Genomic DNA, 24,491 nt, shown 5'->3' with positions numbered 1-24,491 from the left:
GGTGGTGAAAGGTTGTCCTCCGCAGCTCTTCAGGCCGAGATCCCCGATTTCGGCCCGGACCGTACCAAGCACTTCCACGAGGACCTTCGGGTGTGTGTCGCGTGTATGGTCTGCTCGATCAGCTGTGGTGCGGTCCGGAGGTCGTCGCGCAGCGAGCGGTACACCGACACCACGTCCACCTCGGCCAGCCCGGCCAGCCCGTGGGCCAGTTCCCGCAGCGGCCGCTGCGTGGGGGTCATGGTCAGCACCGGCCATCGCCCCGACCCCGGGCCCAACCCGTCCAGGGCCAACCGCGGCAACATCCCGGCCTGCAACAGCGACGATTTGCCCGCTCCCGAGTCCCCCACCACCACCTTGCGCAAGCACTCCCCCACCTCGCACGGCACCGGAACCGGAACCCGGCCCGAACACCGGACACTGTCGGAGCGACCGGGGCCGGCATCGCCGCGTCGCACCGCCCGGTCCCGTACGAACAACCCTCGTGGGCGTGCCCATGGTGCACCCTGCGCCACACCTGCGGCACCACCGCACGCGCACGGGCGTACCTTGCTCCGAACGTTCCTCGTCAGACTGGACAAGGAGGTCCCCGCGGACCTGGAGGTGCATCTGGTCTGTGACAATTACGCCACCCACAAGACTCCCGCCATCGCGAAATGGCTCGCGGCGCATCCTCGTTTCCACCTGCACTTCACGCCGACGAGTGCGTCGTGGCTCAACCAGGTCGAGCGCTGGTTCGGTCTGCTGACGGACAGGTGACTGCGACGCGGAGTCCACAAGAGCGTCCGCAGCCTGGAGAACGACATCCGCGACTGGACCAGGACTTGGAACGAGAGCCCACGCCCATTCGCCTGGACCAGAACCGCCGACGAGATCCTCGAACGCCTTGCTTCCTATCTGAAGCGAATTCCTGGCGCAGGACACTACCGGTGGTTTGTCAGACCGGGGTGTAGAGGTCGATGGGTCTTCCTGTGCCGAGGGCGTTGATCAGGGTCTGGAGTTCGGTGGGCGGGGGCGGGGCGAACCAGGTGTCCCAGCAGAAGGAGAATGCGCAGTTGACCAGGGTCTGGTGGCGGCGGATGGCGGTGTCGGAGCGGACTTGGAAGTCGGCCCATCCGAGTTCGTCCTCGACCTGCTTGTAGCTTTGCTCGATCCAATGACGGATCCCGTATATGCGCACCACTTCGGCCGGGTCGGCGGCCCGGTGCCGGCTGGTGGCCTCGCGGGGCGATCCCTGCCGGGGCGGGTTGGTGGCCAGGTACCGGGTGGAACGCGCGGGCGGGGTGGCCGGATCGGTGGTGGCGACCACCGGGCGGGTGGTGCCGTCGGGGCCCCACCAACCCAGTCGTGCGTCGGCGGCCCACCGGGTGGCCGTGCCTCCGTTGCGGAAGGTGCGGGTGACCGCTGTCCAGTCGCCGGGGTGGTTCGGGCCCGCCCGGGCACGTTCGCGGGCGGTGTCGGTGGGCCTGAACGCATCCTTGTGGCTCCAGGCGCCGTGGCCGGGCTTGAGCGCCATCACGAACGGCAGCCCCGCGTCCGCGAGTTCGCTGCGAAAGCCGTCCTGGTCGCCGTGGGCGCAGTCGGCGGCCACCGCCCGGAAGAACACCCCCGCCTGCTTCGCTTCCCGGGCCGGGGCGGCCCCGATCCGCAGTTTCGCGCGGAAGTCGGGGTCGTTCCTGCCTTGTGGGAAGTGGTGGGCCGGGGTGTAGGGAACAGCGTGCAGGAGGTAGTAGACGCGCTCGTCCGCCCAACACGTGGTCACCGTGACGACGCCGCGGTCGATCTTCCCGACCGATCCCAGGTACTGCTTGCCGACGATATGAACTCCCGCCCCAGACAAGGCAATTGCCAACCCCGAAACCTCATTACCCGGCACCCACACCCGCCCTGCGGGCACCACGCCGACCCGGCCGAGAGCACTCTTCCGTGCCGCCGGTGGCCGGTGAAGGAGACGCTGCGCCCGGGCACGTACCGTTCGTTGACCAGGTGTCATCGCAGTCGCCGGTGCGCTCTCGCCGGGCGTAGCCGGGGCCGTCGGGGAATTCACCTCCTCCGAGATCATCCGTGCCGGGTACTCACGGCGCCGGAGGAGCGCAGCCGGGAGTCCCGGGATGATCACCTTCGGGGTGTCGTACAGGGTACGCGTCCACGCGAGATGGCGGTCAACCCTCGGGGTCGACCAAGGATCGCAGCCATCGGTGTCGACTCCGCCTTCGACGTGGACGTCGGCAGGCACCGGCGGCGCGTCCCGCACGCGGGGACCGAAATCGTCGAGGAACCGAATCCCCCAGGTGCCCGGACCCGACTGCACGAAGTGGACTTCTGGCCGTCCCCCACCGGGACCTCCCCCGCCTACTGCGGGGCCGATCCGACCAGAGCGCGCCAGTGTTGGCGGTACTGGGGAACATCCCCGCGCTCGCGGGGCCGACCCGCGTAATCCGAGATCACGCCGCGCTTGCCCAGGAGCATCCCCGTGTTCGCGGGCCGACCGGAGGCAGCGCGGGTGCGCCGCATCGCGAGGAGGACCATCCCCGCTTGCGCGGGGCCGACACTGGATGACCTGGGCATCTACCAGCGGGTAACAGCTTTTTCGTTCGGTTGCATCATGCCATCCATGCGTCGTCTTCGGCGAGGCGAATCTCCGCCGCCACGGCGGTGGTTCACCCGACCGACCCCCTCCGTGCGCGGAGGCGGCGGTCGTGCCGGACCGACCGGCGGCGGCCCGAGCGGGGGCGACTCGCGCGCTTCTGGTCCGACATCAACCCCTGCGGCATCTTAGGCGTCGCGGCGCAGTGTGAACCAGAAGGTCGGCACCGAGTTGGTACCGGGTGTGACGTCGAGCAGTTCCCAGCCGGGGAATCTGGCGCGGAGTTCGTCGGCTGTGACGCCCGCCGCCCATGACGTGATCTCGGTGGTCGAGTTGCCGTGTGGCTCGGGGCCGTATCCGAACATCAGCAACCGTGCTCCGGGAGCGGCGCGTTGGGTGAGCCCGGCGGCGTAGGCGTCGCGGCGGTGCAGCGGGATGCCGCAGTAGCAGCTCAGGTCGAAGAACAGGTCGAAGGGGCCGGGCGCGTCCAGCTCGTCGAGGCGGGTGGCGTCTCCGTGCAGCAGTCGCACCGTTACTCCCGCCTGCGCGGTCTTCTTCTTGGCCTGGTCGACTGCGCGGTCGATCAGGTCGACGGCTGTCACCTTCCAGCCGTGTCGTGCGAGGTGGATGGCGTTGGTTCCGGTGCCGCAGCCGAGTTCGAGGGCGCGGCCGGGCGGCAGTGCGCCTTGCCCCTCTGTCAGGGTGACCAGCTCGGGCGGTGTCACTCCGGTGTCCCATGGGGCCTTGCCGGTGCGGTAGTAGCCCTCCAGTGCGCGGTGGACGGCTTCCTCTTCCGGGTTTCGCCGTGTCGAGGCCGGGTCGGGCTTCCGGGTGGTGTTGGACTGGTCCATCGTCTCCCCCAAGAAATTAGAGTCAATCTCTAGTGTCGTACTCTAGAGATATGCTCGCCACATGGACAATGTCAAGCGGCCGGACAAGCGCGCCGAGCGCTCACGACGCACGCGCGAGAAGATCGTCGAGGCGGCTCGCGAGCTGTTCGTCGCGCGGGGTTACGGGGCGACGAGCCTGCAGGAGATCGCGGACCGGGCGGGCGTGGCCGTCCAGACGGTCTACTTCGTCTTCCGCAACAAGCGCACGCTGTTCAAGGACGTCGTCGACGCGTCCATCGCCGGGGACACCGAGCCGGTCGCGACCATGGACCGTGAATGGTTTCGCGCCGCGTGCGCCGAGCCCACCGCGGCCGGCCAGCTGCGCGCGCACGTCCGCGGCACCCGCGCGATCCTCGGCCGCGTCGCCCCGATCATGCCGCTGATCGCGACCGCCGCAGCCACCGACCCCGAGATCGCCGCACAGTGGCCGGACGGCCCCGACCCGCGTTACACCGTGCAGTACGCAGCGGCCGAAGCCCTCGCCCGCAAGCCCGACATCCGTCCCGGCTTCTCCGTCGAGATGGCTGCAGACCTGCTGTTCGGCCTGCTCAGCCCACAGCTCTACCTGATCCTCGTCCGCGACCGCAACTGGTCACCGGACACGTGGGAAGAGTGGGCCCGAAGCACCTTGACCTCCCAGCTCTGCGCCGACCCCGGCTGAACGGACGGACATCACGATGTCCTCCAGCCCGCAATGCCGGTGCCCGACCACCCGGCCGACACCCGTACCGGACCCCACACCGACAGGATCATCCCGGCCACCCAAGTCGTCGGACCGGTAGGCCGACCACGACAAACAAACTCCGGCCCTCCCGACCACTCCCTGTCCAGGGCCCGACTCGCGGGGCAACGCTGCGGGGTATCAGGGGTGACGTGACTCGGCAGGAGCATCCCCGCGCTCGCGGGGCCGACCAGGTGTATTGCCCACGGAGGTTGGTGACGGACCGCATGGTCGGGTGGTCTTGAACGGATGAGGGCCTTTCGGGTTCGGTGTGGATTGCGACATCTGCACCGACCAAACGAAAGGCCGTCGTGCCCCACCGTAATGCACCTCTGACCGAGACCGGACGCCTGCGCCCGGCCCGCTGCGTCGTCGACGATGCCTGGCCCCTGCGACGTGCCGCGGAGCGCTTCCAGGTGTCGGCGACCACCGCCGCCCGATGGTCCGCCCGCTATCGCGAGGCCGGCGAGGACGGTATGGCCGACCGCTCCTCCAGGCCCCACCGCAGCCCGCGACGGACACCGAGCCGGACCGAGCGCAGGATCGTGAAGGTCCGCGTGCTCCGCCGGTGGCGACCCGCCCGCATCGCCTACCTCCTCGGCCTGAACCCGGCGACCGTGCACCGCGTCCTCACCCGTTACCGCCTCGCCCGCCTCACCCGTCTCAAGCGGGCCACCGGACGGGCCGTCCGCCGCCACGAACACGCCGCGCCCGGCGACCTCGTCCACGTCGACGTCAAGAAGCTCGGCAACATCCCCGAGGGCGGCGGCCACAAGACCCTCGGCACTCGGCGGCCACCCACCCGCCGGCCGCGTCACCTACCACACGGGTGAATACACCTAGATCGCTTGCAGCGCGCCGGGAACAACAGACCGGGTCCGAGATCAGTCGTTCCCTCCATCGGTGGCCGTGAATTCCCGGATCTCCATTTCGTGTCGCGCTTGGAGTCGCAAGGTCGCCTCCAAAGCGCGCAGGTCGGTGATGATGCGATCGTCACAGTCGAGCACACTGGAGGCCAGCCCGATCAACGAGTCGTCTGCGTGGGGGGTGGACCACTTGAAAAGCAGGTCACTCAACTCGCCATGGGTCTCGACCGAATCGGGTGCCATGCGCACGCCGAGCCACGATCCGCCCGTCCAGTGCTCCAAGAGCCCGGCGAATGTCGCAATGCAGTGCTCTGAGGTGCCCTTGATCTTCCGGACAGCAGCCCGCGTAGGGTTGTAAGGAACCGGAAAGAGAAGGCACGTGCCGAAGAGATATACGCAGCAGTTCAAGGACGAGGCCGTTCGCCTGGTGTTGGACGGGCCTCGCCCGATCGTCCAGGTCGCGCGTGAGTTGGGAATAAACGACACCACGCTCGGGAACTGGGTCGCGCAACACCGCAGGGCCACGACGGAACCCGGATCGACGCCCCGAGGCGACGGACCCGTGTCCGCGCGGGAACGGGAACTCGAACGCGAGATCAGGAAACTCCGCGAGGAGAATGCCTTCCTGGTAAAAGCAAGCGCCTTCTTCGCCCGCAACCATCGGTGAGTTCCCGCTACGAACTCGTCGACGCGGAGAAGGCAGGTTTTCGCATCGCCGACATGTGCCGATGGCTCGACGTATCCCGCTCCGGATACTACGAATGGCGCACCCGCCCGGAATCGGCCACGGCACGACGACGCCTCAGACTGATGTCGGCGATCAAGGAGATCTTCACCGCGAATCACGAGACCTACGGATATCGGCGCGTCCACGCCGTCCTGGCCCGCTCCGGCGAGACGGCCTCGCCCGAGCTGGTCCGCGCCCTGATGCGCGACCTGGGCCTGGTCCCGTGCCAACCACGGCCCTGGCGGGCCGTCACCACCCGGCCCGGCGCGCCGCACCCGCGCATCCCCGACCTCGTCCGCCGCGACTTCACCGCCGACCGACCGGGAGCCAAACTCGTCGGCGACGTCACCTACATTCCGACCTGGGAAGGCTTTCTTTATCTCGCGACCGTGATCGACTGCCACAGCAAGGCGGTCGTCGGCTGGGCGATGGCCGACCATTTCAAAACCTCGCTCGTCACCTCGGCACTCGACATAGCCCGGGGACGCATGGTGATCGAGAAGGACGCGATCTTCCACTCCGATCGCGGCAGCAATTACACCTCGGAGGAATTCGCCCGCATCCTGGACCGTCTCGACATGCGGCAATCGGTCGGGCGCACCGGAGTGTGCTGGGACAACGCGATGGCGGAATCCTTCTTCGGCGCGCTCAAGAACGAATGCCTGAACCGCTACGTCTTCACGAACCACGCGAAGGCACGCCGCGAAGTTGTCAGATACATCGAGGGCTTCTACAATCGCCGACGACTCCACTCCGCTCTGGGATACCGCACACCCCTCGAAGCCCTGCGGGACCACGACGAACTCAGACTCGCGGCATAAGAAGACAGCAAACAAGGCGTCCGGAAAACGCGGAGCACCTCACTCGTTGTTCTCGGGCTCCGCACCGGACTTCAACCGGGCGACCAGATCGGCGTAGAGATCCGGCATGCCCAAGCCCAATACACGCGCGCCCGCATAGGCCCACCGAACCGAACCGGTGGCACTGCTATGGGCCTCCCACCACGGATTCCACAGCAGTCGGGTGAACTCGTCGCGTGCGGCGTCGCCATGCAGCGCTGTGCCGAGAATCAGCCCGCCGTTGCAGTCCGTCGACGCACCGCCTTCACCCCACTCGACGAGCCTTCGCAACCACGACGGGTCGCCCGTCTTCGTCGCCAGTACCGGCAGGAACTCGGGGAACAGGTTTTCGCCGAAATGCCGCTCCAGCGCCTCCGCGATCTCGTGCCGCAATCCCCGGCAGGACAGGTGCAACAACCCCAGGCACGCGTCTTTCGCCTCGTGGTACGAACCCTCCACGTGGTCCCACAACAGCCGCTCGGCCGGTTCGTACCCGAGATAGCCGACGGCGTGAAGCACCTCGGTCGGCACTCCGTCACGCAACCTGCCGGCCTCCACACTCGCCTCCAGCAGGCACTCGGCCATCGCGACGTCTCCGTGCCGGGCGAAGACCGGAACCAACTCCTCGCGCGCCTCGGGATCGCCCAGGAACACCGGGAGCAGCACCTCCGCGTCGAATCGGGACCCGTACCGCAGCACCACGTCCACGACGCGCGACTCCCACTGCCACGTCACCTCCGTCGGGGCGGCGGCATACCTGTCCAGTAGTTCCCGCGTCGCCCGCAACTCCGCCACTACGATCGCTCTCCCCCACGACAACTCCGTACATCATGGCTGGAGAGTTGTGCTCCCCGCGACGCGATTCGGCGAGCACGCCTCCCCGCGCCATCGAGGCACCGCACCATCGGGTTCCCATCGAGACGGTCGGGGGGTGTCGGGCTTCCCGCTCCACTTGCGGGCCGCCCCCGGCCGAGCACCTTCTGCTTGCCGCTTCCACGCGACCGAGGACCGGTGGGGCGACGATCCCGACCGCCTGTTTGCCGTTGTTTGCCGTTGAACATGGCACGCCGACTGCGGCATCACCCTGCCCTGCGTAGACGTCGAACACGCCGGTGACAGCGAGCCGTAGGCGTCGCCCGGATCGGCAGGTCGGCGAACAGCGCTCACTCCCGATCCCCACGGCCCGTCGTCGATTCGGCCATGCTCGTTGGACCGGTTCGCCAGGATCGCCGACGAGAACGAAAACAACGACGACGGCGACCGATTCGAACCCGGCGAGCAGCGAATGCCACGGGCGCCATGCCGACCCGCGTGCCGGTATCAGCCGCCTTCGCCCCCGGGGCATCCGGCACATCGCGATTCCTCTCATCTCGGAGGCAACGTCGGCTCGATCGAGCCACTTGGCGCTCCTTGGCCCCCTGCGTCATCACGGCGCGCGCAGTCCGAGCCGACCGGTCGAACGGAGCGCAAGAAATGTATAAATCAGGCTTATTAGTCCATTTTTGGAAGAATTCCAGAGGGACACCTCAGGAGGCTGAGATAGGCATCGGCGCCCTCATATGGCTGATCATCGCGGGCTTCGTCATCGGGGCATTGGCCCGGCTGTTCCTGCCCGGCAAGCAACACATCGGAGTGCTTGCGACCATTCCGATCGGCGTCATCGGCACGCTGGTCGGTTATGCCATCGCGAACGGCCTGGGCGTCGAGGACACCAGCGGCGTGGACTGGATCCGGTGCATCATCAGCATTTCCGTGTCGGCGGTCCTGGTCGCACTGGCCACGGGGTACATGAGGAAGACCCGGGGGCCGGAGGGCCGCCTCCGATGACCTCCGCGCCACCACCACGAGGTGAATGCACCACCGGGAGTGGGAGGTGGTACCAGATCCGTCGGCCTCCCGACGCCTGGTCGATCGAAGGGACCGACCGGGGCCGAACGGCGACACGGACTCTCGACTGCCCTGGCGGATCCGGTCGCCCGGGTCGGCGTCGACACCGGGGACGGCAGCGTCGTCCTCACGCTGCCGACGGCCGGGCCGAAGCCTGCGGTCCGCCCCACGTGTGCGCAGCGACCGCCCGGGACTTCTCCCGGTGCTGGGACCTCTGGAAAGCCGAGTACCGAGGGGCGCTCGCGTTCACATCGAACGCGAAAGCCACATGGTCCGACAGCGGGTACCGAGAGCCTGCTCGGATGCACGACACCCTCGGCGCCATGGCGCGCGCGACGGGGTGGAAGGACGTCGACCAGCAGCTCGGGCGGCGACTGGAGGGCTGGTTTGCTCACCGACTTCGGACTGACGATGGCACCGACCGATTCATCCCTCGGAAAGAAGACTCGGTCGATTTCAGTCGAATTTGCTCCAATCTCGACCGTTCCGATCCGGTCGGCCCGATCCGGTCGCCGGCCCGCGCCGGCCGCGCTTTCCGGGGCCGGCGGTTGCGTGGTACACCTCGGTGCACGCCACGCAGAAAGACCGCCCATGCGCCTGCACCGCCTGCTCTCCGCGACCGTCGTCGCCATCGTGACCTGCTGCGCGTGGATCGTCGGGGCACCTGTGGCCTCGGCCGATCCGGAACGGGTGTGCGCGTTCCCCCCGACCTCCGAAGTCGTCGGGCTTCCGGACGAGTTCACCGCCAGCGGCGAGGCCCGAACCTTGAAGGTGTCGATCACCAACGACACGCCGCGCGAACTCCCCTTCGTGCACTATGTCGAGGTCACGGACTGGGCCTCCGGCAAGGAGCCGGCCCGCCACGCGACGCTGGAATACCGCAGTCCGGAGACCGGGGAATGGCTCCCGATGCCCTTGGTAGCCGCAGGCTTCGAGATCCTGATCCCGAAACCGGACGACATCCCTCCCGGCCCCGGCAGGTGGTCCACCCCGTGGCACCTGGCGAGCGGCGCGACGCTCACCATCGACGTACGTCTGGCGTTCGACGCGGAGGCGAAGTTCCCGCCGGGTGGCGTCCTGGTGGTCTATTGGGCGCATATCGTCACCGGCGAGTGGACCTGGCAAACGAGGACCCCGCCCTGCGACCTGACAGTCGTCCCCGTCGACGGATCGACGCCGAACCCGGAAACCGACACCGGCCCCGATCCGTCGGCGGCCACCGATCCGGGCGCGGCGCCGCGCGCCCCGTCCTCGGCACCGCCCGCCGGATCCACCCGACCGTCCGGGGCCTCACCATCCCCGGGCGGCACGGCCGACGGCGGAGGCGACACCGCGAAGATCGCCGCCAGGGTCGGCATCGCGGCCCTGGCCATCGGCGCCATCGCGGCGGTCGTGGTCCTGCGCCGACGCCGCGCCTCGCACTGACCCCCACCGCGCCACCGCACCACCGCCGGCGAGCCCGAGCCCGACGGCAATGACCGCCTCCTACCTCTCCAGCAGCGTGAACGCCGACAGCGGCTGCCCCACCCGGATCCGGCGAGACGCCGCCTTCGGACAGCGGTCCACCGTCGGCCGGGCGGCGAAGATCCGCGTCCGACGCCGCTTCGGCTCGTACGCCGGCCATCCCGGGTCGCCGCGTGCGGCGAACGCCATCCAGGCGGCGCGCATGTGAACCGACAGCGCCGCCACCTCCTCGGTCGGGCCCGCGCCGAACAGCGTGGCGGGTTGGCCCCGATCCAGGTTGCCGACTACGTCGAGGCCGTGACACGCGCCGAGGACTCCGCCCATGCCCGGCGCCGGCCAGGTCGGTTCGTACACGTGCGCCCGACCGCCACCGGCGATCCACATCTCGGCCACACGCAGGCTCGGCATCCGGAACAGCCAGTCGGAGCACACCGGTTCGTACAACTCCTCCGGAGCCGCCGCGGCGTTGATCGCCTCCGACCGCGGCCCCGCGCCTGCGAACACCGACTGCTGACCGAGACGGTCCGCGCCTCGGGACTGGACGGGAAAGCAATCCCCGAACCGCCGCGCCGCGACCTGAACAGGGCACTGGCGTCTGCGGAAGACCGCATGCGCGCGCTCCTCCCCGACGGCGCCCCACCGAGGCAACCGCACCGGACGTAGCTCGTGCTCAGTCGACGAGTTGGTTCCGTCGCGCCGTGAACCCGTCCCGCCCGTCCGGCGTCGCCACTCCATGGGGCGAGGTCGAGACGGTCACCGTGCCGCCGTCCTGCGGCGACTCGCGGCCTTCCCGGACCACGCATGCGACGGCGGCCTCCACCGGATAGGCCGAATCCGGACCGAGCCCACCCGTCGCCGCGAAAATCGAGGGCTTGTCCAACAACGACCAGCGATGTCCCACCGCGTCCGTGAACCCGGCCTCCACCCACCCGGGAAACGGCTCGTCGTCCACCCGTCGAACCACCACGCAACGCAACTCGACCACGAATCCCCCGCCCCGGAAAGCCGAATCGACAACGACCACGAGTATCTCCGCAGCACCCCGCCCACGGACATACACATGACGCCGCGTGGCGGGGTGCGCCGCGATGTCGAAGGCGCGGCGTGCGGCCCGGGGCCGGCCGGAGGGTCCGGCCGGCCCCGGAATCGCGCTCGCACCGGGGGTGGTGAGGCTCACCGGGGCGCGCGGTCAGGGCGGTTTCACAGGTCGGTGGCGATGATCTTCTCGATGTTGCGTTCGGCGAGGGCGGTGATGGTGACGAACGGGTTGACGCTGGTGTTGCCGGGGATCAGCGCGCCGTCGATCACATACAGGCCGGAATATCCGTGCAGGCGGCCGTAGTTGTCGGTGGCCTTGGTCAACACCGCGCCGCCGAGCGGGTGATACGTGAGGTGGTCGCCCCAGATCTTGTAGGTCCCGAAGAGGTCGGTCCGGTAGATCGTCCCCTCCTTCGCGTTGATCTTGTCGAAGATGGTCTTGGCCATGTCGATGGACGGTTGTTTCCAGGAGGTCTGCCAGTTCAACTCGACCTTGCCCGTCGCGGCGTTCCAGGAGAACCGCGCGCGGTTCGGGTTCTTGGTGATCGACAGGTAGAACGACGCGTAGGTCTCGATGCCGGTGGGCAACGGGGCGACTTCGGCGAACGCGCCGCCGGCGTTCCAGTTGTCGATGCCGCCGGTGGGGATGGACGACTGGAGGGAACCGGTGGGGTCCCACAGGTGGTTGGCCCGGCCGCACATCACGTTGCCGTTGTCGCCCCAGCCCTGGCCGATCTCGCCGTTCAGCGCGGGCAGTGCTCCGGTGGCCTTGAGCCGGACCAGCAGTTTGCTGGTTCCGACGCTGCCCGCGGCGAAGAAGACCTTGGCGGCGGTGACGGTCTTGGTGAGGGTGGTGGCACCGCCGGTGTCGGTCTGGTCGATCACCACGGTGTAGCCGCCGCCGGCCGCCGGGGTGACCGAAGTGACCTTGTGCAGCGAGGAGATGGTGACCCGACCGGTGTCCTTGATCCGGGCGAGGTAGGTCTTCTGCAGGGACTTCTTGCCGTAGTTGTTGCCGTAGAGGATCTCACCGGCCAGCGCGGACTTGGGGACGGCTCCGGCGGCCTCCTGCTTCATGTAGTCCCAGTCGTACACGGTGGGCACGAATACGAATGGGAAGCCGGAGCGCTGGGCGTGCTTGCGGCCGACCCTGGCGTACTGGTAGCAGGCGGTGGTGTCGAACCAGGCCGGGTCGATGGTGGCTACGCCCAGACCGGCGTTGGCGCGCGGGTAGTAGGTGTCGTACATCTCGTCGACGTTCACCGAGGGCAGGATGGCGCCGAAGTTCTCCCGCTTGGGGGTCACCGCCATGCCGCCGTTCACCAGCGAGCCGCCGCCGACGCCTCGACCCTGGTAGACGGTGATGCCGGCGAACTCCTCGGCGTCCAGGATGCCGGTGTACTTGGGGATGTCCCGGTCGATGGGGAAGCCGAGGAAGTTGCTCAGCGGTTGCTTGGTCTTGGTGCGGAGCCAGAAGGAACGGGCGTCGGGGGAGGTGGTGTTGGCGAAGATCTTGCCGTCCGGGCCGGGGGTGTCCCAGGACATGCCCATCTCGATCATGTGCACGTCGACGCCCGCCTGGGCCAGACGCAGTGCGGCGACACAGCCGCCGTATCCGGTGCCGATCACCAGGGCCGGGACGTTTGCCCCGGAGGGGATCGAGGCGGCGGCGGCAGCCGCCGTCGGCTGGGCCGCGCCGGCGCGACCGGCGAGGGCCGCGGCGCCGAGGATGGAACCGGTTCCAGTAATGAAAGCGCGGCGCGAGAAACCCTGGGAACTGTTTCTGTGCATGGCGGAATCGCTCATGTGACGTTCCTCACTCTGGGGGGAGAGTGAGAACAAGTTCTAGGCGTGATCGCGTGACAAGTCACGGCATACTCGTGAGTAACATGTGGGCGATCCCGGGTACTTGCCCAGTACTTGCCCACGGGTCGCGCAGCGTCGATCGGTGGTCACGCAAGCGGCTGTGCGGACGGCCCGGAGACGGTTGGGCAGACGGGCGCACAAGCGGCCACGCCGGGCGCGGGGGAACCCCGGCCGAGGGGTCGTCCCCCGCACTCGGGGTCGGTTCGACGATCGCGGGTCGTGAAGGGTTACCGCTGTCGGGAGTTCAGGCGCATACCGAGCAACCGACCGGGCCAGGACGGACGTCCGGGGCGCTCGACCGCGAATTGCGTCAGGGGGCTGAAGTGGAAAGGGCGCCGCCATGGCTTGAACCTCACGCGACGGGAGGATGCATTGTGGCTCCATGACCACTTCTGCAACCTGGAAAGTAGGCCGACTCGCGGAGTCCAGCGGTCTGACCGTGCGCACGCTGCACCACTGGGACACCATCGGTCTGCTCAGTCCCTCACAGCGCACCACGGGAGGACACAGGGAATACACCGAGGACGACCTCGTTCGTCTCTATCACGTGTTGGCGCTGCGGAGTCTGGGGCTGGCGCTGGACTCCATCGCCGTCTGTCTCGACGCGGGTGTCGATCCGCTGCGGCTGGTCCGGGATCACTTGGCGGGTGTGGAGACCTCCATCGAAGCGCTCGGTGTCCTGCGCGAGCGGCTCGTGCGACTCGGTGAGGAGTTGTCGGCCGACGAGGCTCCGGCGGCCACGGCTCTGCTCGATGCGCTGCGGGCGCTCGGCGGCACCGGTCCGGAGGGCGAGCACACGCTGGGCCGCCATCTGGACGCCGACGAGATACGGGTCCTGCGGACGCGTACCGGCGCCCTGGGGCCCGCGACGCATTACCTGCTCGAAGTCGAGTGGCCCGAGTTGTACCGAAGAGCCGAACGACTCCGTGCGGCCGGCACTCCTGCCACTGATCACAAGGTCCGCCGGCTGGTGGCCCGGATGGATGAGCTGAGCGCGTTGTTCACCGGCGGCGACGCGGGTATCTCCGCCGGCGTCAGGGCCGCCTGGCACGATGATCCGGCCGCCATGTCGGGAGACCCCGGTGCTCCGGCCGACGACTGGCGAGCGCTGGCCGACTATCTGGACCGTGCTCGCCACGGCTCAACCTGACCTGCGCCCGCCGTGGTCGCCCCCGCATTCTCATGTGCGCCGAGGGGTCTGCCGATGAAGCGACGGATCCGTATGCGTATCGCTGATCGACGCCCGCACGCGTCGGGGGCGGGTCAGATGCGCCAGGAGCGCAGGTGGTCGGCGATGGTGTACACGTCGGCCTTGCCGGTGTCGACGGCGCGGGCGAGATCGACGAGCGCGCCGTACGGCGGATCGACGCCTTGGTCCGAGGCGGCCATGTAGGCGACGGCGACACCGCACGCGAACAAGGCGTTTCGCGCGGGCAGGGGGCTCAGCCGGATCAGGGTGTGCATGAGCGACGCGGCGCGCCAGGCGGGGTCGGCATCCTCGCCCAGGCGGGGGGTGTTGACGCGGTGGCGGGCGACGGCCGCGACCAGGCCGGAGTAGTCGTGGACGTCGGGCCCCTCGGGCAGGACGTCGGTTTGGCGCTCGAGGAGCCAGCGCAGGTCGATGTGCAGGATCACCGGGTCAGGCCGCCCCGCGTCGACGGGCCCCGGTGGGGGCGTCGTCGGGGAACGCATCGTCGAACGCGGCCGTGTGCTCGGCGGCGAAAGCGCGCAGGACCGCGGTCATCGAGGCCAGCGCGCGGCGCTGCGCCAAGTCCTCGGTGACGGCCTCGTGGACCAGGCTCTTGAGGGTGACGCCGCGGGCCTTGGCCGTCTCGCGCAGTTCGGCGAGTTCCTCGTCGGTGAAATCGATGTTCAATGCGGGCATGGCCTCAGCATACGGCTGGGGTACCGGGAAAGGAAGAAACGCAGGTGAGAGGCTATGGTTGTCGGTACCCCGAGCACCTGTGCACACAGGGGCCGCGCGCTCTGTTGCGCGTGAGACAGGTTGCCACCCATGACCGGAGTCGGTCCCGTCGCCTGGCCACCCACACCGATGGAGACCGCACGGCTCGTGCTCCGCGAATCCGCGGCCCGGGACCGTGCGGCGTTCATCGAGTTGTTCGCGTCGCGGGAGGTGGGCGCCTACGTCGGTGGCGCTCGACCGCGCGACGAGCTCGAACGCGCGATGCCCGCGGTCCCCGGGTGGCGCCCCGGCCTCGCGCGGCCCGCGCGTGCGGCCGGTGTGTCGATGCTGGGCGCGGGCACGCTGGTGGTGCGCCGCCGTCGATCGGCAACGGCCTTATTCCATGCGGTAGTCGGACCTCGGGTGACCGCCCCGACCGCGGTGGCCCTGCGCGTACGGCGCCGTCGTGCGTCACGCGGGTTCGACGGAATCTATCGCCCCGCGATCGTGCAGGCCCACAGGGCGGTCTCGCGGGGGACGCCCTCCGCGCCGATGAGCAGGGTCGCGCAGTTGTAGGTGCCCGGCGTGCCGTTGGCGCCGAGCGCGCAGGCGCTCGCGTTGATCATCGAGGTGTATCCCCGTACGGCGAGATACGACACGCACTGGGCCGGAGTGGCCTGTGCGGTGGGTGCGGCGGCGGCGAGGCCGCCGAGGGTGAGGGCCAGGACGCCGGTTGTGGCGGCGATCCGATGGGACAAGCGCACGGGTCACCTGCTCTTTCGGTCATGGACGCGAACAAAGCGATGCCGCCGCCGCGTTCGGGCGGCCGAAAGGGCCGACCCCACACCGACCCACCCGTCACGGTAGGCCGTCGCGCCGACCCGGGACAAGCACGCGCAGGGTCCGCCACGGCGTACCCGCCACAGCCGTTTCGGGAACCGCCCGCACGTGGTCTGCACCGTCGTGCCCGGGCAGGGCGGTCGATGATCACTGGTCCCGAGCAATCGGGTGTGCCTGGAAAGGATGTCCCTGCCGATGATGCGGGGCGTGCGGCCGACGCCCCGAGGGGAAGGGCCGGCCGGCCAAGGTCCCGCCCGAACGGCGCCCGATCGGCGATCCGAACTTCGGCGGCCCACGCGACAGCCCGCGTGGATCGCGCGGTTCGGACCGGTGTGGGGCACGCTCCCGGTGCCGTGGACGTCGCCGTGGGTGTCGTACCGATGGTCGGACACCGCGAACCACTCGACGATGCGGGCGCCCGAGTGCGGGGAACGCCGGTCCGGGTGACCCGGGTTGTGGCGCGACGATCGGTCTTCGGCAAGATTACGCCATGACATCGCCATCTTTGAGCCAAGGCGCCAACCTGCGTATCGAGTCCACGCGGGTTCGCGTGGAGCTGTCGTGGTCCGCGCGGACCGGCGTGCCGGACGTCGACGCGTCGGCGCTGCTGCTCACCGACGTCGGACACGTGCGCGGTGACGCCGACTTCGTCTTCTACAACCAGGCTCGACACCCGTCCGGCGCGGTGGCGCACCTGGGCAGGGACGTCGCCGCCGAGGGCGTCGTCGATGCGATCGTCGTGGATCTCGCGCTCGTGGAAGAGGCGATACACCGGGTCGTGCTGTGCGCGTCGGCCGACGGCGGCACCTTCGGCCAGGTGCCGGACCTGTGCCTGCGGGTGCTGGACGCGGCGACGGCGGCCGAGATCGCGCGCTTCGACATGACCGCCGGGGTCGAGACCGCCTTCGTCGGCGGCGAGTTGTACCGACACGGAGATCGTTGGAAGTTCCGCGCCGTCGGACAGGGGTACGCCTCCGGGCTGGCCGGGTTGGCCGCGGATTTCGGCATCGCGGTGCACGACGAACCGGCGGCGGACCCGATGACCGCGCAGCCGGGTCCGACGCCGCCGGCCACCGCGCCCGCCGTCGTGCCGGTCGGGAAGGGCGAGGAGGCGCTGCCCGCGCAGATGCGCGAGCGTCTTTCACTGCGCAAGGAGCAGGTGGCCGTGAGCCTGCGGAAGCAGGGCGCGGAAGGGATCGCCGCGCGGGTGATCCTGGTCATGGACTCGTCCGGTTCCATGGATGGGCTCTATTCACGGGGTGTCGTCGCCGACGTGGTGGAGCGCATGGCGGCCGTGGCGGCGAAGCTCGAGGACGACGGGGTGATGCAGGCGTGGACGTTCGCCTCGCGCCCGGCACGCCTGCCGGACCTACGTGTGGGTGACATGCCCGAATGGCTGCGGCTGCATGTACGTCCGGGCATGGACAAGCCCGAACAGGGGCTGTTGCCGAGCCAGGTCGACATGACGGCGGTCGGCTACGGCAACGAAGAGCACAAGGTGATCGCCGAGGTCCGCACCTATCTGCGGGAGAATCCCTCGGCGATCCCCACGTTGGTGCTGTTCTTCTCCGACGGCGGCGTCTACTGCGACGACCAGATCAAGCGTGAACTCAAGGACGCGTCCAAGGAACCGGCGTTCTGGCAGTTCGTGGGGCTCGGCAACGCGGACTACGGCATCCTGAGGCGTCTCGACACGATGCGCGGGCGCCGGGTCGACAACGTCGGCTTCTTCGCCGTGGACGACATCGGCGAAGTCCCCGACCAGGAGCTGTACGACCGACTGCTTTCCGAGTTCCCGACGTGGATCACCGCGGCGCGGCGCAAGAACGTGCTCTGAGCGGTCGCCGGGCCACAGCGACCCAAGCGATCCGAACGTCGCTCGCATCGGCCGGCCGGCCACTTCCAGGAATCGTGATCATCGGCGGATCCGGGCGGTGGATACCCGGTCCGAGCTCGGGGTGGGAGGCGCGGTGGTCGGTCCTGCTCGCCGGGCTGCCGGGGTTGCGACTCGGTGGGATGTCAGGGGGTTACGAGCGGTGCCAGGGTTTGTCGGGCGATGGTCGGGCTCCGACGACGGCCGCTCCGACTTCAACGTCGTCTTTCGCGCGGGCTCGTGCGCCTGCGGCCCCGACGCCGTCATGCGTCGGGGCCGCGGGTTCGGCGTGTCGCTCTCGATCAGGGGCTCGGCTCGCCGGTTGCGGTCAGGTGGGCCAGGAGTTCGGTGTTGAACGGCTTCCCGATGCGCTGTACCGCGTGCGGGCTGCCGTCGAACAGGACACGCTTGGCCGCGAGTTGCTCGGCCAGAGCGTCGGCGACGTCCTCGAATCCCGGTGTGCCGCCCCCGGTGACCACGAGCTTCGGGAAGGTGGTGGCGGCCAGTTCGGCGGCCGGGGCTCCCGTGAGCCAGGGGCGTTCGGTGGTGAGGTTGCGGATCGCCTCGGCGAAGGGCTCCGGCAGCGGCGAGGACAACGTCATGGACACGTTCAGCACTCGGAGGAACCCCGCCGCGAAGGACTCGAGGTCGTCGGGATCGGCTCGGCCCCAGTATTCCCGCATCGCCGTTGCAAGTTCGTCGGCCGCGGGCCGACCCGCGCCGTTCGGCATGGCCGGTGGTTCGACCACGGTGAGCGACCACACCCGGTCGGGGGCCAGCGCCGCCGCGCGCATGGCGACCACCCCGCCCATGGACGTGCCGACCAGATGTGCGCCGGAGCCGAGGAGTTCGACGATGTCGGCCGCGTCGCGATCGGGGTCGACCCGGTCGGTCGGCGGACTCGGCCGATAGCCGCGCCGGTAGGGGGCGATGAGCCGGTACCGGTCGCCGAGGACCCTTTGTTCGGCGAAGGCGGCCGCGGCGGAGTTCAGACTGCCGTGGACGAGGACGACCGGCGGCCCGGTGTCCCCCCACCGTTCGACTGCGAGGACGCTCACGGGTCGGCCCTCAATCCTGCTCGGCGGCGGCAACGGCGGCAGCGGCCGCGAAGACGCCGTTGTCGATGTCGAGTCGGCGGGACTCGTACCGCCAGCCCTCCGGGGTGCGCACGGCGACGTCGTTGTAGACGCCCGTGGCGATGATGTGCGGGGCCTTCTCGACCTGGACCTTCACGACCAGGCTGTACGAGGCGGCGCGGTCGCCGTCGCCCTCGACGACGTGGTTGGTCATCACGTGCCGGGCGCCGTCCTCCTTGCCGGCCGCGATGTGGCCGACGATGAACTCCCTGATGGCGTCGTGGCCGGTGAACGTGCCGTAGGTGGCGGTGAACCGCCCATCGGGCACCCAGCATCCGACCCAGCCGTCCACGTCGTGCGCATCGAGGCAGCGCATCTGCGCGTGTGACAGTTCCTGAATGGCGAGCTTGTCCTCGACGGACAGGGGCATCGGGTACTCCTTTCCGGGGTGGGCGGCACGAACGGTGCGGCCCGGGATGGTGTGCGGCGGATCGTGTTCGTGGTCGTCGGCGACCGGAGGCGGTGCCGGGGTGGGATTCGTGCCCCGGACGGTTCTCAGAAGAACCAGTGCTCGGGCTCGCGGTCGTGCGGAACGACGTCGGCGAACCTGCCGCCGTGGAAGCCGAGCGCGTCGCCCGGGCGAACACACGTGTCGATCACCGCGCCGAGCACGATCACGTGATCCCCGGCGTCGATCATCCGCTCCACGTCGCACTCGAGGTGCGCCAGCGCGTTCGGGACGACGGGCACCCGGTGGGTGCCGTATTCCGGGGCGAGTCCGGCGAAGTGGTCCTCCCCGCGGCGGGCGAAGCGCAGGGCGATGTCCTGCTGCCGGTCGGAGAGGATGTTGACCACGAACCTGCCGGAGGCCGCCACCGCGTCGGCGCTGCGCGCGCCGTGGTTGAAGCAGACCAGCAGCAGCGGGGGTTCCAGTGAGACCGAGGTCAGCGAGTTGACGGTCATGCCGTGCGGGCGCCCGTCCTCCTCGGTGGAGATCACCGCGACGCCGGTGGCGAAGGTGCCCATGGCCCGGCGCATGGTCGTCGGGTCGACGAGCGAGGGTGTCATGGTCATGGTCCCTCCTCGGGTCTCGGCTTCGGCTCTTGCGAGGCCGGGTAGCGGACCTCGAACGTAAGCACCCCCTCGTCGGAGCGCCAGGGGCCGTGCGGCATGCCCGGTGGCCGGCACGCGTATCGGCCGGCGGTGAACGTCTCGCCCAGCGTCAGGTCCACGAAGGAACCCTCGAGGATGTAGACCTCCTCCCAGAAGTCGTGCCGCTGGACCCCCATCGGGGTGGAGTCGGCGCCGGGCGCGTAGCGCAGGATCCGGGTGGCGACACCGGTTTCCGGGTCGCGCGCGAGGATTCGCTCGGTGATGAGCGGGTCGCCCCCGGGGCAGACGGTGAACTCCACGTCCCGCACGGGGAAGAACTCCAGTTCGGGCTTGTTCACGCGACCGCCTCGGTGGAACTCGTGCCGGCGGCGGCCGGGGCCGGCACACCGTAGGACGCCAGGAACTTCTCGACGGCGCGGACCGGGCCGGCGTAGTCGAAGTTGCGGAACGCGTATCCCTTCACCACGAAGGGCGCGCCGGCGTAGAAGAGTTCGTACTGCTGGTGTCGCCCGGCGAACTCGCTGCCGATCGCGTCCCAGACCAGCTTGAACAGCTTGACCCGCTCGATCGCGGAGATGTCGGGGCCGCTCACGTAGCGCTCCATGTCCCCGGCAGTGTCCGCGTTGACCAACTCGGCGACGCTGGAGGGGACTTGCAGCACGCCGCCGCCAACGAGGTCGCGCAGGATGTTGATCACGCGCGGGTGGATCTCGGCCTGTAGGCCCATGGCGCCGTACAGCGCCTGCGCGCCCGGTCGGAACAGGCCCTGCGCGTCGGCCGCGGCGGTGTGTTCGGCGGCGAGTACGCCGGACTCGACCACGGAGACCAGGCCCGCGAGTTCGCCCAGCTTCTCGACGACACCGGGGAAGGTGTCCACGCCGTTGACCGCGGCCACCTTGCGAGCCAGGCCGGCGAGGAAGCGGAGCTTGGTGGCGAAGCGGATCTGCGCCTGCCAGTTGCCCAACACGTGCGCCGCGGTGTCGAAGAACTGCCTGCGCAGGCCGGGGACGTCCTTGTAGACGAACACGTTCTCCCATGGGACGAACACGTCGTCGAACACGAGCAGGGCGTCGGTTTCGTCGTATCGGGTACTCAGCGGGTAGTCGAACTCGTCGGTGGCGCCCGGGGCGTAGGGCCGACGGCAGTACAGGGTGAGCCCGGCGGCGCCGACCGGCACCGTGAACGAGACGGCGAAGTCGGTGTCCTCGGGGCGCAGCGGCTTGATGCAGGACACCAGGATCTCGTCGGCCACCGCGCCACCGGTGGCCAGCATCTGCGCGCCGCGCACGACGATGCCGTCCTCGCGTTCCTCCTTCACCCCCACCTGGACGAAGTCCCCCTCCCACGCCTGCGTGGCGGTGGCCCGGGAGGCCTGCGGCGGGATGATCGCGTAGGAAACGTACAGATCGTTCTCGACGATCCGCCGGTGGAACGCGGTCACGTTCGCCGCCAGGCCGCGTTCGTCGGCGAACGCCTCGGGGTGGGCGGCGAACGCCGCGACGAACGCCCCGACGTGGTCGGGCGAGCGGCCCACCCAGCCGCTCGTGTGGTCGGCCCACACCTGGGCGGCGTCGCGCCACGCGCGCAGTTCCTCGGCGCTGCGCGGCGGCAGGAACAGCCGGTTCACCGGCCGGCCGGTCTCGGCATCGGGGGCTTGCATGCCGTTGGCCGGGTCGGCGGCCAGGTCGAGGAGTTCGCCCACGGTGCGGGCGATGGGGGCGAAGGCCGGATGGTCGGCCACGTGCGCGACTGGGGTTCCGTCGACGATCACCCGACGTCCGTCGTCGAGAGAGGCCAGATATTGGGTTCCGGAGCGCATGCGGGAACTCCTCACACGGGTGTCGTAGCTGAATTCGATCGGGGCGTGGCCGGGGACATCCAGGCGCATGCGCCACGTGCGGCCGTAGCGAAACGTTCCGTCGCGCAACGGCATCGTGCCGCCGAACAGGACGAGGGTGTCGTCGGCGGGGGCGTCGTGCGTCCACGCGGCCGACACCTCGGCGATCGGCAGGAGTTGCGCCAGGGTGCCTTCCTGGTAGAGGTCGCCGTCCACCCAACTGCGGGCGACGATGGCGTCCCAGTCGACGGCGCCGGGGTCGGTGCCGAGGTCGACGACGGTGGTCGCGAGCGGTTTGGGACAGGCGGCCTTGGACGCGCGGATGTCGAGGGTCTCGAGTTCGCGGTCGGTGTGGTCGGACCCCACGGTCAGGTAGTGGCGGCCGTCGGCGCGGATCAGCACGGGCTCGATCTCGCCGGAGGTACGGGCGCCGTCGACCACGACGTCCGGGTGCGTGCTCAGTCGGTCGGGGTCGATGTCGTAGAAGGCGGGGATCGACTCGGGTTCGGGTACGCCGATCGCGGCGAGTTCCGCTATGTGGTGCCGGACCGCGGTGGTGTCCCGACCGGTGTAGCCGGCCACCACCAGCCGGGTCGGGGCGACCTCGACGAGCGCGCCGTCGGTGGTGCGTAGTCGCAGCCGCGGGGCGGTGCGGGTCATGTGTGCTCCTTCGCCGCGCTCGGGGCGGCGGAATCGGGCCGGTCGGCGGAGCCCGTCCAACGACGGTCCGTCAGGGCGGGGAAATCGGCGCGCGCACGCTCGGGGAGCCCGGGGTCGAGGTCGGCGAAAGTGAAGCCCTCGTTCTCGCCCGCCTCGACCACGACCCGGCCGCTGGGATCCACCACCCGGCTGTGTCCGCCGAGCGCGACACCGGACTGCTCACCCACCGCGTTGCAGGCGACGACGTACATCTGCTCCTCGACGGCGCGCACGGTCGTGAACAGCCGCCAGTGCTCCAGCCGGGCCTTCGGCCACGCGGCGCAGACCGCCACCTGCCGCGCGCCCGCGTCGACGAGGCTGCGGTACAGCTCGGGGAACCGCAGGTCGTAGCAGGTGGTGATGCCCGTGGCGAGCCCGGCCACGTCGCTGGTGCCGATGGTGGTCCCGGGTGTGAGCAGCGTGGACTCGCGGGACCCGTAGCCGAACAGGTGGACCTTGCGGTAGGTGTTCTCGACCGTTCCGTCGGGGCCGACGACGGCCGAGGTGTTGTACAGCCGGCCGTGTTCGTCGACCTCGACGAAGCTGCCGAGGTGGATCCCGACGCCGATCTCGCCCGCCCACCGCCGCGCGGCGGCCAGAGTGGGGCCCTCGAAGGGTTCGGCGCGGGACGCGTAGTGCTCGAAGGAGAAATATCCGGCCGTCCACATCTCCGGAAGGATCAGCAGATCGGTTCCGCGCAGGGCCCGTTCGGCCAGGACGGTGCGGCCGACGCGGGCGAGGCGATCCGCCGGCGACTCGTCGTCGGGACTGGCCACCTGGAGCAGGGCGACACGCATCAACGCCTCCCGTGGGAGGGCAGCAGGTTCAGCGTGCGAAGCGTGCTGGCCAGGTGTGTCCGCAGCGCGGTCGCCGCGGCTTCGGGGTCGCCGCCACGCAGCGCCTCGACGATCGCCCGGTGCTCGTCCAGGACGACGGCGGGCCTGCCCTCGGTGCCGGCGAGCGCCGACAGACCCATCCGTACCTGGCGCTCGCGCAACGATTCGTAGAAACCCGTGACGACCGGATTGCCCGCCTGGGCCACGATCACCCGGTGGAAGGCGCGGTCGGCCTCGATGAACCGCCGGGGGTCGTCGATGAGCCCGGCCTGTTCGGTCAGCAGCTTCTCGAGATCGGGCACGAGCAGTTCGGCGACCGCGGCGGAGCGGCGGACGCACCAGTCCTCCAGCAGTTGTCGGGCCTCCATGGCGGCGTTGACCTCGGGGTCGGAGATCGCCGGCACCAGGATTCCCCGCTTGGGAATGATCTGTACGAACCCCTCGGTGTCCAGCCGCAACAGGGCTTCGCGCACCGGTGTGCGGGATGTCTGCGTCGCGGCGGCGATCTCCGATTCCGACAAGAACACACTGTCGGTGCGGGGAATGCTGGAGATGTGTTGTTTAAGCCATTCATAGGCCACCATCTGCGCGGATGCGGCCCGCGTCGTCGTTTGCGCTCCACTCATAGACCGAATGTATGCAAGCTGTGTGCCAGCGTCAAGACCCCGTGTCGACAGCGGGATTCGGCGGGTTCCGACCGGACCTGTGCCCGGCGCCTCGGCGATCCGCGACGAGAGCACGACGTCACCGGCGGCGATCCGCTCCACCAGTCACCGGGCGGCGATCGGGAAGAGCGGGACGGCTCGCCGGTTCGACTCATCCACCACCGGGTCCGCCGGCGGATCGAAACGACCCGACAGGACCGGGACACAGCCCCCATGGCGCAGCGGCGGGGCGGGGACGGTCCCGTGAGTGCGGGCGCGCTGCCGGGTTCAGTGATCCCCATCTTGTTGATGGGCGGGGCCGGCCATTCGGGAGGCGGGGTCCGCCCGGCCGTTCTCCCAGACGACCTTCAACTCGACGCGCGCGAACCGCCAGCCGTCGTCGGTGTGTTCGCACACGCAGTGATACACCGCCCCCACGTCCCAGTGGCTCCGGGTATCGGCGCCGTGGCGGTGGACGGCGAGCAGGTTGGCTCGCAGCCGGACACCCTTGCCCCCCGTCTCGAAGATGTGATTGCCGGTCATGTGGTGGGTGCGGTCGAAGCGCCCCAGATCCCGACGCACGAACTCCGCCACGTCGGGGGCCCGAACCTCGCCCGACGGCAGCGACAACACGCCATCGGGAGTGAAGCACCGGGCGTAACCCTCGAAATCCTTCGTATCCAGGCAATAGTCGAACCACGTCAACAGATCGACGAGTGCCTGCCGCTCGTGCGGAGCGAGCGGGTGAGAACGTTCGACCAAGAGACTCACCTGACCGCGTGGGATCA

At 69.4% G+C, this 24,491-nt stretch carries 25 protein-coding genes and 3 pseudogenes; 9 read left to right on the top strand and 19 right to left on the bottom strand.

From position 1 onward, the window contains the following. Positions 1–29: 29 nt before the first annotated feature. Entirely contained in the window at positions 30–353 is a 324-nt protein-coding gene (locus ACFRCG_RS03310) for a hypothetical protein (protein ID WP_380028444.1), read from the bottom strand. A 181-nt stretch (positions 354–534) separates the two neighbouring features. Here ACFRCG_RS03310 and ACFRCG_RS03305 point away from each other — a divergent pair. Beyond that, positions 535–984 (top strand): annotated as a pseudogene (locus ACFRCG_RS03305) (transposase); the annotation flags it as partial. Here the strand turns inward: ACFRCG_RS03305 and ACFRCG_RS03300 are convergent. Both ACFRCG_RS03300 and ACFRCG_RS03295 read right to left on the bottom strand, forming a co-directional pair. Next, the gene (locus ACFRCG_RS03300) at positions 935–1,849 is read right to left on the bottom strand and encodes a transposase (protein ID WP_380028241.1); all 915 of its coding nucleotides are present in this window, start codon (positions 1,847–1,849) and stop codon (positions 935–937) included. The pseudogene ACFRCG_RS03305 and the gene ACFRCG_RS03300 overlap by 50 nt on opposite strands. A 923-nt stretch (positions 1,850–2,772) precedes the next feature. Next, on the bottom strand, positions 2,773–3,435 hold the full coding sequence (locus ACFRCG_RS03295; RefSeq protein WP_380028239.1) for a class I SAM-dependent methyltransferase: 663 nt from the start codon (positions 3,433–3,435) through the stop codon (positions 2,773–2,775). Positions 3,436–3,496: 61 nt separating this feature from the next. On the opposite strand from ACFRCG_RS03295, the gene ACFRCG_RS03290 reads away from it, so the two are divergent. Together ACFRCG_RS03290 and ACFRCG_RS03285 are read left to right on the top strand one after the other, a co-directional pair. After that, positions 3,497–4,135: a TetR/AcrR family transcriptional regulator gene (locus tag ACFRCG_RS03290; protein ID WP_380028237.1), complete on the top strand. Its 639-nt coding sequence runs from the start codon at positions 3,497–3,499 to the stop codon at positions 4,133–4,135. Between the two features lie 371 nt (positions 4,136–4,506). Beyond that, positions 4,507–4,980: pseudogene (locus ACFRCG_RS03285) on the top strand (leucine zipper domain-containing protein); the annotation flags it as partial. A 99-nt stretch (positions 4,981–5,079) separates the two neighbouring features. Here ACFRCG_RS03285 and ACFRCG_RS03280 read toward each other — a convergent pair. After that, on the bottom strand, positions 5,080–5,343 hold the full coding sequence (locus tag ACFRCG_RS03280; RefSeq protein WP_380028235.1) for a hypothetical protein: 264 nt from the start codon (positions 5,341–5,343) through the stop codon (positions 5,080–5,082). A gap of 97 nt (positions 5,344–5,440) precedes the next feature. Here ACFRCG_RS03280 and ACFRCG_RS03275 point away from each other — a divergent pair. Then, a protein-coding gene (locus ACFRCG_RS03275; RefSeq protein WP_380028233.1) for an IS3 family transposase occupies positions 5,441–6,609 on the top strand; the annotation gives its coding sequence in 2 pieces (ribosomal slippage) (positions 5,441–5,690 and positions 5,690–6,609; 1,170 coding nt in all). 39 nt (positions 6,610–6,648) lie between these two features. On the opposite strand, the gene ACFRCG_RS03270 is transcribed toward ACFRCG_RS03275, so the two are convergent. Continuing rightward, complete coding sequence (locus tag ACFRCG_RS03270) at positions 6,649–7,422, bottom strand: hypothetical protein (RefSeq protein ID WP_380028231.1); 774 nt, start codon at positions 7,420–7,422, stop codon at positions 6,649–6,651. 678 nt (positions 7,423–8,100) lie between these two features. On the opposite strand from ACFRCG_RS03270, the gene ACFRCG_RS03265 reads away from it, so the two are divergent. Further along, positions 8,101–8,454: a GlsB/YeaQ/YmgE family stress response membrane protein gene (locus ACFRCG_RS03265; protein ID WP_380028229.1), complete on the top strand. Its 354-nt coding sequence runs from the start codon at positions 8,101–8,103 to the stop codon at positions 8,452–8,454. A gap of 651 nt (positions 8,455–9,105) precedes the next feature. Then, the gene (locus ACFRCG_RS03260) at positions 9,106–9,939 is read left to right on the top strand and encodes a hypothetical protein (RefSeq protein ID WP_380028228.1); all 834 of its coding nucleotides are present in this window, start codon (positions 9,106–9,108) and stop codon (positions 9,937–9,939) included. Between the two features lie 60 nt (positions 9,940–9,999). Here the strand turns inward: ACFRCG_RS03260 and ACFRCG_RS03255 are convergent, their stop codons facing one another. The 3 genes from ACFRCG_RS03255 to ACFRCG_RS03245 all read right to left on the bottom strand — a co-directional run bounded on the left by ACFRCG_RS03255 (position 10,000) and on the right by ACFRCG_RS03245 (position 12,822). Next, positions 10,000–10,482, bottom strand: a complete 483-nt coding sequence (locus tag ACFRCG_RS03255) for a hypothetical protein (RefSeq protein WP_380028226.1) — start codon at positions 10,480–10,482, stop codon at positions 10,000–10,002. Between the two features lie 166 nt (positions 10,483–10,648). Then, positions 10,649–11,002 carry a hypothetical protein gene (locus tag ACFRCG_RS03250; RefSeq protein WP_380028224.1) on the bottom strand — a complete coding sequence of 118 codons (354 nt, stop codon included), beginning with the start codon at positions 11,000–11,002 and terminating at the stop codon, positions 10,649–10,651. Positions 11,003–11,178: 176 nt separating this feature from the next. Then, entirely contained in the window at positions 11,179–12,822 is a 1,644-nt protein-coding gene (locus tag ACFRCG_RS03245; protein WP_380028222.1) for a GMC oxidoreductase, read from the bottom strand. Between the two features lie 442 nt (positions 12,823–13,264). On the opposite strand from ACFRCG_RS03245, the gene ACFRCG_RS03240 reads away from it, so the two are divergent. Continuing rightward, entirely contained in the window at positions 13,265–14,032 is a 768-nt protein-coding gene (locus ACFRCG_RS03240) for a MerR family transcriptional regulator (protein ID WP_380028220.1), read from the top strand. A 113-nt stretch (positions 14,033–14,145) separates the two neighbouring features. Here the strand turns inward: ACFRCG_RS03240 and ACFRCG_RS03235 are convergent, their stop codons facing one another. Both ACFRCG_RS03235 and ACFRCG_RS03230 read right to left on the bottom strand, forming a co-directional pair. Continuing rightward, positions 14,146–14,574 carry a toxin Doc gene (locus ACFRCG_RS03235; RefSeq protein WP_380028218.1) on the bottom strand — a complete coding sequence of 143 codons (429 nt, stop codon included), beginning with the start codon at positions 14,572–14,574 and terminating at the stop codon, positions 14,146–14,148. Then, complete coding sequence (locus ACFRCG_RS03230) at positions 14,522–14,767, bottom strand: hypothetical protein (protein ID WP_380028216.1); 246 nt, start codon at positions 14,765–14,767, stop codon at positions 14,522–14,524. The genes ACFRCG_RS03235 and ACFRCG_RS03230 overlap by 53 nt, the downstream gene beginning before the upstream one ends. 129 nt (positions 14,768–14,896) lie before the next feature. On the opposite strand from ACFRCG_RS03230, the pseudogene ACFRCG_RS03225 reads away from it, so the two are divergent. After that, positions 14,897–15,100: pseudogene (locus tag ACFRCG_RS03225) on the top strand (GNAT family N-acetyltransferase); the annotation flags it as partial. A 176-nt stretch (positions 15,101–15,276) separates the two neighbouring features. Here the strand turns inward: ACFRCG_RS03225 and ACFRCG_RS03220 are convergent. Further along, the gene (locus ACFRCG_RS03220; RefSeq protein WP_380028213.1) at positions 15,277–15,549 is read right to left on the bottom strand and encodes a hypothetical protein; all 273 of its coding nucleotides are present in this window, start codon (positions 15,547–15,549) and stop codon (positions 15,277–15,279) included. A gap of 566 nt (positions 15,550–16,115) precedes the next feature. Here ACFRCG_RS03220 and ACFRCG_RS03215 point away from each other — a divergent pair. Beyond that, positions 16,116–17,462, top strand: a complete 1,347-nt coding sequence (locus ACFRCG_RS03215) for a VWA domain-containing protein (protein WP_380028211.1) — start codon at positions 16,116–16,118, stop codon at positions 17,460–17,462. Positions 17,463–17,800: 338 nt separating this feature from the next. On the opposite strand, the gene ACFRCG_RS03210 is transcribed toward ACFRCG_RS03215, so the two are convergent. From ACFRCG_RS03210 to ACFRCG_RS03175, 8 genes are all read right to left on the bottom strand, one after another. Continuing rightward, complete coding sequence (locus tag ACFRCG_RS03210; RefSeq protein ID WP_380028209.1) at positions 17,801–18,556, bottom strand: alpha/beta fold hydrolase; 756 nt, start codon at positions 18,554–18,556, stop codon at positions 17,801–17,803. A gap of 10 nt (positions 18,557–18,566) precedes the next feature. Continuing rightward, positions 18,567–19,004 carry a nuclear transport factor 2 family protein gene (locus ACFRCG_RS03205; RefSeq protein WP_380028207.1) on the bottom strand — a complete coding sequence of 146 codons (438 nt, stop codon included), beginning with the start codon at positions 19,002–19,004 and terminating at the stop codon, positions 18,567–18,569. A gap of 125 nt (positions 19,005–19,129) precedes the next feature. Further along, positions 19,130–19,648 (bottom strand): flavin reductase family protein, encoded by a 519-nt coding sequence (locus ACFRCG_RS03200; protein WP_380028205.1) that lies wholly within the window; start codon positions 19,646–19,648, stop codon positions 19,130–19,132. After that, the gene (locus ACFRCG_RS03195) at positions 19,645–20,025 is read right to left on the bottom strand and encodes a cupin domain-containing protein (protein WP_380028203.1); all 381 of its coding nucleotides are present in this window, start codon (positions 20,023–20,025) and stop codon (positions 19,645–19,647) included. The genes ACFRCG_RS03200 and ACFRCG_RS03195 overlap by 4 nt, the downstream gene beginning before the upstream one ends. Then, positions 20,022–22,184 carry a 4-hydroxyphenylacetate 3-hydroxylase N-terminal domain-containing protein gene (locus ACFRCG_RS03190; protein WP_380028201.1) on the bottom strand — a complete coding sequence of 721 codons (2,163 nt, stop codon included), beginning with the start codon at positions 22,182–22,184 and terminating at the stop codon, positions 20,022–20,024. The genes ACFRCG_RS03195 and ACFRCG_RS03190 overlap by 4 nt, the downstream gene beginning before the upstream one ends. Next, the gene (locus ACFRCG_RS03185) at positions 22,181–23,020 is read right to left on the bottom strand and encodes a carbon-nitrogen family hydrolase (protein WP_380028199.1); all 840 of its coding nucleotides are present in this window, start codon (positions 23,018–23,020) and stop codon (positions 22,181–22,183) included. Before ACFRCG_RS03185 ends, ACFRCG_RS03190 begins: the two co-directional genes overlap by 4 nt. After that, a complete protein-coding gene (locus tag ACFRCG_RS03180) occupies positions 23,020–23,685 on the bottom strand; it encodes a GntR family transcriptional regulator (protein WP_380028196.1) in 666 nt (221 codons plus the stop codon). The genes ACFRCG_RS03185 and ACFRCG_RS03180 overlap by 1 nt, the downstream gene beginning before the upstream one ends. Positions 23,686–23,991: 306 nt before the next feature. Beyond that, the gene (locus ACFRCG_RS03175; protein WP_380028194.1) at positions 23,992–24,465 is read right to left on the bottom strand and encodes a nuclear transport factor 2 family protein; all 474 of its coding nucleotides are present in this window, start codon (positions 24,463–24,465) and stop codon (positions 23,992–23,994) included. Positions 24,466–24,491 lie beyond the last annotated feature (26 nt).

The organism is Embleya sp. NPDC056575 (assembly GCF_042793325.1).
GTDB lineage: Bacteria > Actinomycetota > Actinomycetes > Streptomycetales > Streptomycetaceae > Embleya.
The sequence above is the reverse complement of the archived record's forward strand: the minus strand, read 5'-3'. Positions and strand labels throughout refer to the sequence as shown.